This is a genomic window from Sulfuricurvum sp. (assembly GCF_028712165.1).
Classification (GTDB): Bacteria; Campylobacterota; Campylobacteria; order Campylobacterales; family Sulfurimonadaceae; genus Sulfuricurvum.
Map to the genome: position 1 here is coordinate 1 of NZ_JAQTQR010000091.1, position 9,403 is coordinate 9,403.

The following is a 9,403-nucleotide window of genomic DNA, read 5'->3' on the forward strand; positions in this document are numbered from 1 at the left end:
GATAAAAGCGTTATCTGTATCCATGATTGAATCTAAAATAGAAAAATGATTTGTAGAGACTCAGAGAATCAATTTAAGCAAACTTTAAAGCGCATGGGAAGAAAAATCCCTTTGTAGGTTTACACCCTATAGAGTAAATACATGTTTTGGAATCTATTTATCCGTCCCAAATGTCGTATTTCTAAAAAAGTCGATGTTTGTGTCACGACATTCGAATCGGACGATGAAGCGTTCGTCCTGGATCTCTTTTACAAACGCCATATCGGATTAGAGATTATTACGACATCCTCACATCCTACCCGTGAGCTGGCGTACAAACAGATCTACGATATGGGTGATGCCATTGCGAGCCATTTTGAGTTCTGGGAAAAAACGATGATGTGTCGTGGGTGTGGGCTCAATCCGATTGGTAGCATGAGTAGCGAGAACCTCTGTGACTTTTGTCATATGGAAAAAGAGTACGAAAAAAATACCGGAAATGCATGGAACCGTCCATGATCGCATTTGCTTTTACCGTCGCTATGCTGTTCATTGCATTGGCGGCTTATCTTTTTGGTCAAATGAGTGTTGTGGGATTCACATTATTTCTGCTGATCGTAGGATTATTTATTTTTCGATTTCAGGATCACCCCGCAGTGCGGGAGTGGGTTGAGAAGGTTTTTTAGTTTCGATACAAATGTGATCCGCAATGATTGCAGATAAAAATACGCTCTGAATCCTGTGCACCTGCACGTCCCCAGTTACGGATACTTTTGGATCCGCATTTTCTGCATTGAAATCCGTTCCCCTTTTTATCTTTGAGATATTTATTCGAATATTCCGAAGAGGTTGGTAGCGATTTATACCATCGGTTATCACGAATAGTTGAAATGATCACTTTGGGAACCACAACGACTAGAAAAACGATCAATAGGAACCATAATACGGATGCATCATCCCAGAGACCGTCATACCATTGAGAGATATTTTGAAGAAGGGAATTCCAAGAGTTCTCTTGAAAAAACTTCCATCCATAGTAACCGCCATTGAGAAGTGCTGTTAGTGCAATTAAAATGAGTAATGGATTCATATTATTCCCCCAACTTTTCTAACTCTTGCATCCGTTTCCACACACGACAGAGGGTTGCACTCGATACTTTTACATCGTGACGATCCTCCAATACACCGGCGATATTGCTAAAACTGAACCCTTTGTTTTTCAAATAAACGACCGTTCCCCAATACTTCATCACATCCTCGGTTTTAGGAGAAGGACGTTCATGTTTGGCCTGATAGATTTTTGCTTCATATGCGGTGAGCTCTCCGATCTCTTCAAGTGACAGTCCATCGTAATTGTGTTTGGCGAGCTTTTTACGCTCTTCTCTATAATGGACAATCGCGAACAGCAGCGCGACATATGATATTTCGGTGATCGGGTAGGGGAGTTTTTCGTTTTTGAGATGAAACAGCATGGCGCGATGTTTCTCCAGTACTGTAATCCGTTCAGGTTTCTCCAATCTCGCGAAGTGACGGAAGATCTGGTCCTGATTGAATTTGGGCATATTGAGTAGCCCTTTGACGTTATCGACTAATGACATGTAATGCTCCTTTTGAATGTTTCTCTACCTCTATTCATAATTTCCCAATTTTTCAAAAAACAACAAATTATGAATAGAACTGAAACCACCATTCAAGGAGAACACCATGCTAGATAAAATCGAACTCATGAAACGGCACAACCTCTACGTCGTCATCGATTACATCCCTTTTGAGGGAAAGCACAATGACCTGTTGCAACATGCAGCGATACTGTGGAAAAACAATTTCGTCGCTTACACTGCAACCAATATCATACAAATACGAATCGAGTTGGCTAAGCTCGATAGAGCGGATGAGAATAATCGATTTTTCAAACCAAAATATGTCGCTACGGATGGAGATGCTGAGCGAGAAGCAAGGATGTTGGAATTAAAAATCCCCAACACCAAAGAGACGATCCTAATCGGTCGAAGCGATGCGCTCACTATTCACGACAAGCTTCAAGCGGCGGTATTTTCCCACATGAACATCACCCACTTTGTTCGCACCAGTCAAGAGCGCAAACCCAAAGTGTGGGCGAGATTATTACAAGAAGCGGGGATGTTGAACTGATGGATACGACAACACTCCTTTCAACCGTGGCGGGAATTGTCCTTATATTCGGATATGCCTATTTTAAGGAGCGCCGAGCTCCTGTTGAGAATCAGGAACGACGTCCTGAATTTGACCGATTTCATGCAAAACCCTCAAGCGAAAAAATGATTTCACTCTATCTTGCATCACAGTTTTTAGAACCGCGAATCAAGAGAGTATACGTCAAACACGTTCTTCAAAACGGACACCCTTACAAAGAACTGTCAAACGACACGGTAAAATGACCACTTAGAGGAATATAAAAGTGGTTAGATTGGGATAAGCATTTTTTATTTGAAATCGTAAGCAAATTACTATTTGAATCAAGAGAAGAATCGTAGTAAGGTTCTCTTTTTTTGAATAGATAGAGGAGGCTTGCGGTTTGTGCTTATACCCGGAGAATATAGGATGATAAAAAAGTTAAAGAAGCAAGGGCTGAGTATCAGCCAAATTGCTCGACAAGTGGGAGCTTGCCGCAATACCGTCAAGAAGTATTTGCGACTACCCGATGGTGTACGACCGGTACAGGTTCGTTCCCCCAAAGGGAGCCAAGCCGATCCGTTTATCGGAATGGCATACGAGATGATCGAAGCGGGTAAACGCTCAGGCGATATTATCCCCGCATCATCGGTCTATGAAGAGATCAAACGCCAAGGGTATACGGGAAGTCTGCGGACATTGCAACGCTCTATTGCCGCATGGGAACTGCGTGCGGATACGATGAAAAAAGAAGAACCGCTAATCCGGTTTGAAACCGAAGCGGGTATCCAAATGCAAGTCGATTGGGTCGAGTTTCCCAAAGAGGGAATATCGGCGTTTGTGGCAACTCTGGGGTATTCACGAATGTCCTATGTCGAATACGTCAGCGATGAGAAAGTTGAGACATTGATCGAGTGTCATAAAAACGCCTTTGAGTATTTCGGCGGTGTGGTTCGAGAGGGTCTGTATGACAACATGAAGAGCGTTATCCTTCAGCGCAACTATTACGGCAAAGGGAAACATCGGTTTCATCCATTGTTTCAAGATTTTGCCAAACACTACGGTTTCGAGATTCGGATGTGTAGACCGTATCGGGCAAAAACCAAAGGGAAAGTGGAGCGATTCAACCGTTATCTGCGTCACAGCTTCCATCAGCCTCTCAAAGCGAAATTATTGCTCCGTTCCCTCACCCTAACCAAAGAGATTGCCAACGCCGAAGTTGCTAAATGGCTCGATAATGTAGCAAATGCTCGTATCCACCAAAGCACTTTTGCCAAACCGATTGATCTGTTAAGTGAGGTAGAACGAGATAAATTGATGAGCTTGCCGTTTATCGATTACACCGTTGCAAGCCTCAGAATACACGAAGAACTGCAACTTGCCAACACCAAGCCCCCGCGTCCCATCCCGACCAATACGTTGACCCCTAAAAAGAAAAAGAGCAAGGAACCGCCACTATCACTCGATTACTATGATATGTTGATCCCTACAGCACTTATGAGCGTTGTTAGGAGTATTGCATGAGTTATCCAAATGAGCGAATCTCCGAACTGTGTAATCGTTTACAACTCCCCTTTATTGCAGAACATTGCTCCCATCTCATCGATCAAGCTTCAAAGAGTGAAATGAGCTTTTCAGAGTTCGCCGAACAACTTCTCGCTATCGAAGCACAGGGGAGAGACGAACGCAGTGCAAAAACACTGATGAAGTTTGCGGGATTCCCCGCTATCAAGACATTGGGAGAATACGATTTCGATTTCTTGTTAGGGGTTAATAAGCAGCAGATCATGGAACTATCAGGACTATCGTTCGTCCAAGAGGCAAAAAATATCATCCTTTTAGGCTCCAGTGGTGTCGGTAAAACCCATCTCTCTATCGCACTGGGTGTCATCGCATCCCAAAGCCGTATCAAGACCAAGTTTATTGCCGCGTCCGATCTTCTGATTCAGATGCAGGAGGCTAAAAAAGCCAAACGTTACAACGAATACCTCAAACGTATCGTCATGATGCCTCGGCTTCTTATCATCGATGAGATCGGCTACTTTCCTATGAACCGTGAAGATGCTAATCACTTCTTCCAAGTCATATCAAGACGCTATGAACGGGGTTCAACAATTCTTACCTCTAACCTGCCGTTTAGCAAATGGACACAGATATTCAATGATGATGCCATCATAACAACCGCTATCCTGGATCGACTGCTACACCACAGTGTCGTCGTCAATATCCAAGGTGATTCATTCCGCCTCAAAGATAAAAAGAAAGAGGGATTTATCTCATTACCAACCCCTCCGAAAATCAAACCAAAACCAAAGGAGGACGCTTAAAAATAACCACCAAAAAAACTACCATTTTTTAGTGAAATGCTCACACCAAACTGGTCATTTTTATCTGGCGCAGATGGTCATTTTTAAATGTCGCTTGACACAAAGAACCGTGGTATGGCGCAATGGTGCAGGTTTTATCGATGCTCGATGAGTTTCGCAATGCAACGTTTTATCATCCGTTTCCGATTGTCTATGAGTGGGAAGACGAGATCGCGATTACCACCGTCGGTCTGTGCGGAATCACACTCGATACATTCGAATATCTAAACCCATCGAATAATCCCCACCTGATGTTGGCGACGTGGTTGTTTTTCATCGGTATCATGGATGAATTCAAAGAGATCCCGGTAATTGCATATAAAATCCGAAGCGATATGAAAGTACCGTTGGATCGTATCCTCACCGTAGCCAATTACGCATTGGTGGATTTAGAGAATCATGACCGGCTCACTATCATCATGATGATCAAAGAGTTTTGGGAAGGGACATCTCACTTTATAACCGTCGATGAGGCGCTTGAAATCGCCAAACGCAAAGGTCGTTTCTCCTCGGATACTTTTCATGTGAACAACCCCAAAACTATCACCCCTTATCCGATCCCTTATCTGCCCAAACGGTTCGAAAAAGTGTTTGCGCCGATGTCGACTCATCTAAAATACTAAAAAAATGGCTCCAAAAATCTAACGGAGCCGTTTCATAAATCATTTCATCACCGTTTCATTTCCCATTTCACCAAAGTGTTTCATCTCATCCACGAAGTTCCCATATTACGGGCTTTTAAATCCTCGCCTTCTCCAAAATAGAAACGGGGGCGTTTTTAGCAAACGCGCTCATTTTTTGCGAATACGCTGTGTCGCATCAGGACATGTTAGCATTTGACTTTCCAAACACAACACACGTGAAACGATGATGCTCTCATCTATAAATACCGAGCCGAGATTCAGCGTTACTCGTTCAATTTAACAGCGTATTGACTTAACCCTTTGCTGTGAGCGGCAGCTTATTCCGCTCAATTTCATACTTTACACAACAGGAGACCCAATGCGGGGTTCACCTTATCATATCGTCACTCATGAACTCATTCCCCTCATCTTCGAAGCGGGGGCTAAAAAGACCGATCGTATCGATCCAAAACATCCCTCATTCGGCAAGGTTTCATCGTACAAGACCATGGACGCCTATAAACAGACCTGGCTACAGCTCCTATTCTTTCTCAAAGAGCAATTTCATTTGAATGATGTCGAAAAGATCGACGAAGAACACATTCGTGATTTTATGATCTATAAAGTGCTCGAACGCCCCTCCAAACTCTATCTCGCACGTATATCGGCGGCATTAGGGAAACTGGAGACGGTACTTACTCTGTATGCCAAACAAAAATACGGTGAAGAGCGCTATTACGATTTCTCAATTCGTCAGATCGTTCTCGATAGTGCACGGAATCTTGAAATGGTGGCCGATAACTATCATGATAGAGCGTATCAAAGACCAGATATCGTAGCTAATTCACTTTCGCAATCAAGCTTCACTTTGGCCGGTGACGTACAATGGCAGAGCGGGGGAAGAATCGAGGCGGTGGGGATCATCAAAAAAGAGCAATTACGCGGCTATTGTATCGATCCGATTACCGGAGTGACAATCGGACAGATATGGTCTAAAGAGAAAGGCGGCCGCGAAGGAATGCTGATGGTGCTTACCCCTACTTACAACTGGCTCAAAGAACATATTGAAGAGTACGGCCAATTCAAGATCGATCGCCAAAAGTACACTGCCGATATTCGCCGTACGTGTGAGAATCTTGGAATCAAAGGGGAAGGGAGTCATGGTTTCCGATACGCCTTCGCCCAACGACGGATGAAAGAGTACATGAAAGCGGGACATACCTATGAGCAGAGTCTCCAAGCGGTTAGCTTGGAGATGAAGCATAATCGGGCCAAAATCACCACTCATTATTTGACGTAAAAATTGATTATCGAACTGATATAGTTGGTTTCATACCTGTTTTTTTGAGTACTGCATTATTTAGGATGTTTAGTTCGTTGTTTACGACTTCGAGAATTTTAGAATTCGCTGTGATCATATCATAGCAGGAAACATCATCTAAATTTGTTTCTGCCCACAGGATTAATCTCGCACGATCTTGTTCACTGATAATACCTGTGTCTATATCATCAAAAAATGGCAATTTAATTTTATAAGATATGTCGAATTGTTTTAATGCATTTAGAAAGTTTTCCTTAGGGTGTGCCATGTCTAAAGTTACAGTTTGTAGATGAGATAAATAACGTGATAAGACAATAAGCATTCTTTCACCATTACCAGTCCACATTTCTGATAATTTTGTAATAAAATTTTTTCCCTTTATAGTTTGAATCAATGGTAAAATCACTTTAAGAGTATTATTAATAGTAATATAGTGTTCTAATAAATCTGATAGCTCTTGTAATTTTACTGGGTCATGTTGAGCAATAAGAACAGCCTTATTGGCTAAGGAATAGCATTCAACCTCTTGATCGTCTTTGGCCAAAAATATTGCGTCTAATGAGATACTTTTTTCAATAGTAGCAATTTTTTCAAACATAGTACCAACTGCATTACGACTTTTAATAGTAGATAATGATGTTCTTGGGATGGTTAATACATCAGCAACTTCCGTATCTGATTTTTTTTGAAATAGTTTTTTCAGATTTTCAACAACTACTGATACATTATTTAAATCCATTACGTACCTTTATAAGTCAAGTTAAAATAAAGACAATTTAAGCAATTATTCATAATTCAATTTGAAACATATTATATTAAAATGAATCAATAATTCATTTAATGCTTATTCTGATAAACGAAAATGATGTTTCAAATTGAATTATATCATGAATTGAGATAAGGGCATTGTTTGCATATAAATCGTTCGAAGGATATATATTCGATGCTTTTTGCTAAAAAATATCCAAATCCTTATGAATTTGTGAATGCAATAGCGTGTAATCCAAATCATGCGTTTTGGGGTTCAGGTGGAGCTGGCCGTGAATTTGCAAGAGAAATTCTTTCAAAAAGCCATTCATGGTACTGGCTTTCATGTCATGTTGATGATTATGCATTATTTATGGAAGATGAAATGCGAAAAAAGCTTTCTTTGTGGATATGGAATACCAATTTTGGGAAAAGTACTTTGGCAAATCATTTGGAAAGTACAGAATCGGCGGCTCGATGGCTAATGGATAGATATGTTAATGAGCTCAAAAATTTGTTTGATGATAGTTACGAGAATCACATCAAACCAATAAAATTTATATCTTATGAGGAGAAACAATGTTAAAGCTTGAATTTGGAGAAATGGGCCCTGTTCTGAAAGAAATGATGGAACCATATATCAGAGATATCATGCATACGGTGCAAAATGAATTAATCTTGCAGATGAATCCTTTTGTTTTAAATAGTGCACATGCCGCGAGATTATTAGGATTAAAATCTGAATCAACATTACGGAAACGGATTGAAGAGGGTAAATACATAGAGGGGTTTCATTTTATCAGAAAAAAATCTAATCGAAAAAATGCTACTATTCTCTGGCACCGCGACAACCTTTGGCTCGAAGAATTTGAAAAGAGAAAAGGAATCGCATCATGAATTACAACGTTACAATAGTCAGAAAGCCGGGTAGTAGCCGACTTTATACAAGTTATCAGTTTAATGGGCAACCTGTAGTGAGAAGTACAGGTTTGCCAGATACTCCAGGCAACCGCACTCATATCAACAAGTTTATCATTCCAAAATACATAGCTGCTCTCGTAGAGGGACGTGATCCAACAGCTGTGGCTCGCAAGCTTTCATATTATCTCAATAAAGTTTTGGAAAATGCAAAAAATCGAGGTAAAAGCGATTCAACACAAGCAACTTATGCTTCAGGAACCAAAAAAGCTTTAGAGATGCTTGGTGATAGACCTATTGCTGAGTACAACACCAGCCAGATAGAAACAATGATTGATGATTTGGCAATCAAACATAAAAAAAGCCAAAAAACAATCAGTACTTATTTGGCACCTCTTTCCCTTGCATTTGACGAAGCAATTAAAAATAAGGAGGTGGGTGTTGATAGAAATCCCGTCACACTTGCTACACGCCCTAAAAGAGAAAAAGAAGCGAAAATGAAACCGTTTTCTTTAGATGAAGTGATGAGTATGATTCATGTCACATCCGGTGAATTTAGAAAGTTTTTGATTTTGGCTTTTTTTACCGGGATTCGTCATGGTGAAGTGTTAGGCCTTCAGCGGGGAGATTTGGATATTGAAAATAATATCATCAATGTTAATAAGCAGTACAACATCACTTTTGATCAAGAAGGCGCCCAATTGAAAACGCATAAGCATAAACCTGCCTATTCAAGTAAAGTGCCGTCGATCATTTGGAGTTTACTTGGAGAACTTCCCATGGATTTGAATGATCACATTGTTGATCGTTCAAATGTTAAAAAATCAAAACGAGATTGGATTCGAGAAGAATGGGAAAAAGCTCTTTTGGAAGCAGAAATAAAAGTTGAAGGCAGAACTCCTTACGCAACAAGACACACGTTTGTATCTATTGCGTTGAGTACAAAAGTGAATCCATTGCTCGTGACAAATAATACAGGTCATACAGATATGAAAATGATTGAAAAAGCGTATGGAACTTTGGACCTTCAAAAAGAAAATTTTGAAGATTTAAGTGTTATGATTCAGGAACAAATTTCTGCTTCAAAGACTGGTAAATTGGCAAGTTAATCGAAAGTAAAATCTTGAACCCCCTATTTTACGAGGGGTTTAAGGGTTCTCTAACTAAACGAGAATTATTTTGTGGATAGCCGTTTTGAAATCAGGGGTTCATGGGACGCTCGCAGGGGTCATACTAGGATTACTGATCCCTCTGAAAAATAATCAACACCACTTCCATGAGCTCGAACATTCATTGTA

The 9,403-nt window shown here is 40.7% G+C and carries 14 protein-coding genes and 1 pseudogene; 12 read left to right on the forward strand and 3 right to left on the reverse strand.

Annotation, left to right across the window (positions count from 1 at the left end):
* Window positions 1-141 precede the first annotated feature (141 nt).
* Together PHP90_RS12760 and PHP90_RS12765 are read left to right on the forward strand one after the other, a co-directional pair.
* Complete coding sequence (locus PHP90_RS12760) at window positions 142-498, forward strand: hypothetical protein (RefSeq protein ID WP_299930655.1); 357 nt, start codon at window positions 142-144, stop codon at window positions 496-498.
* Window positions 483-665 carry a hypothetical protein gene (locus PHP90_RS12765; RefSeq protein ID WP_299930657.1) on the forward strand — a complete coding sequence of 61 codons (183 nt, stop codon included), beginning with the start codon at window positions 483-485 and terminating at the stop codon, window positions 663-665. The genes PHP90_RS12760 and PHP90_RS12765 overlap by 16 nt, the downstream gene beginning before the upstream one ends.
* Here the strand turns inward: PHP90_RS12765 and PHP90_RS12770 are convergent.
* Both PHP90_RS12770 and PHP90_RS12775 read right to left on the reverse strand, forming a co-directional pair.
* Window positions 662-1,069, reverse strand: coding sequence for a hypothetical protein (locus PHP90_RS12770; RefSeq protein ID WP_299930658.1), 408 nt, complete (start codon window positions 1,067-1,069; stop codon window positions 662-664). The two genes, PHP90_RS12765 and PHP90_RS12770, sit on opposite strands and share 4 nt — an antisense overlap.
* A gap of 1 nt (window position 1,070) precedes the next feature.
* A complete protein-coding gene (locus PHP90_RS12775; protein ID WP_299930659.1) occupies window positions 1,071-1,577 on the reverse strand; it encodes a hypothetical protein in 507 nt (168 codons plus the stop codon).
* A gap of 106 nt (window positions 1,578-1,683) precedes the next feature.
* Here PHP90_RS12775 and PHP90_RS12780 point away from each other — a divergent pair, with 106 nt between their 5' ends.
* The 6 genes from PHP90_RS12780 (at window position 1,684) to PHP90_RS12805 (ending at window position 6,419) form a co-directional block, all read left to right on the forward strand.
* The gene (locus PHP90_RS12780) at window positions 1,684-2,130 is read left to right on the forward strand and encodes a hypothetical protein (RefSeq protein WP_299930660.1); all 447 of its coding nucleotides are present in this window, start codon (window positions 1,684-1,686) and stop codon (window positions 2,128-2,130) included.
* Window positions 2,130-2,396, forward strand: a complete 267-nt coding sequence (locus PHP90_RS12785; RefSeq protein ID WP_299930661.1) for a hypothetical protein — start codon at window positions 2,130-2,132, stop codon at window positions 2,394-2,396. Before PHP90_RS12780 ends, PHP90_RS12785 begins: the two co-directional genes overlap by 1 nt.
* 163 nt (window positions 2,397-2,559) lie before the next feature.
* Entirely contained in the window at window positions 2,560-3,654 is a 1,095-nt protein-coding gene (istA, locus tag PHP90_RS12790) for an IS21 family transposase (RefSeq protein WP_299930662.1), read from the forward strand.
* Entirely contained in the window at window positions 3,651-4,457 is an 807-nt protein-coding gene (gene istB / locus PHP90_RS12795; RefSeq protein ID WP_299930664.1) for an IS21-like element helper ATPase IstB, read from the forward strand. Before istA ends, istB begins: the two co-directional genes overlap by 4 nt.
* A 122-nt stretch (window positions 4,458-4,579) precedes the next feature.
* Window positions 4,580-5,119 carry a hypothetical protein gene (locus PHP90_RS12800; RefSeq protein WP_299930666.1) on the forward strand — a complete coding sequence of 180 codons (540 nt, stop codon included), beginning with the start codon at window positions 4,580-4,582 and terminating at the stop codon, window positions 5,117-5,119.
* Between the two features lie 379 nt (window positions 5,120-5,498).
* A complete protein-coding gene (locus tag PHP90_RS12805) occupies window positions 5,499-6,419 on the forward strand; it encodes a hypothetical protein (protein WP_299930668.1) in 921 nt (306 codons plus the stop codon).
* Window positions 6,420-6,426: 7 nt separating this feature from the next.
* Here PHP90_RS12805 and PHP90_RS12810 read toward each other — a convergent pair whose 3' ends face one another.
* Window positions 6,427-7,179 (reverse strand): hypothetical protein, encoded by a 753-nt coding sequence (locus PHP90_RS12810; protein ID WP_299930670.1) that lies wholly within the window; start codon window positions 7,177-7,179, stop codon window positions 6,427-6,429.
* Between the two features lie 204 nt (window positions 7,180-7,383).
* Here PHP90_RS12810 and PHP90_RS12815 point away from each other — a divergent pair, with 204 nt between their 5' ends.
* The 4 genes and pseudogenes from PHP90_RS12815 to PHP90_RS12830 form a co-directional block, all read left to right on the forward strand.
* Window positions 7,384-7,773: a hypothetical protein gene (locus PHP90_RS12815; protein ID WP_299930672.1), complete on the forward strand. Its 390-nt coding sequence runs from the start codon at window positions 7,384-7,386 to the stop codon at window positions 7,771-7,773.
* Entirely contained in the window at window positions 7,767-8,084 is a 318-nt protein-coding gene (locus tag PHP90_RS12820; RefSeq protein ID WP_299930674.1) for a hypothetical protein, read from the forward strand. Before PHP90_RS12815 ends, PHP90_RS12820 begins: the two co-directional genes overlap by 7 nt.
* A complete protein-coding gene (locus PHP90_RS12825) occupies window positions 8,081-9,214 on the forward strand; it encodes a tyrosine-type recombinase/integrase (RefSeq protein WP_299930676.1) in 1,134 nt (377 codons plus the stop codon). The genes PHP90_RS12820 and PHP90_RS12825 overlap by 4 nt, the downstream gene beginning before the upstream one ends.
* A gap of 67 nt (window positions 9,215-9,281) precedes the next feature.
* Window positions 9,282-9,403 (forward strand): annotated as a pseudogene (locus PHP90_RS12830) (Na+/H+ antiporter NhaA); the annotation flags it as partial.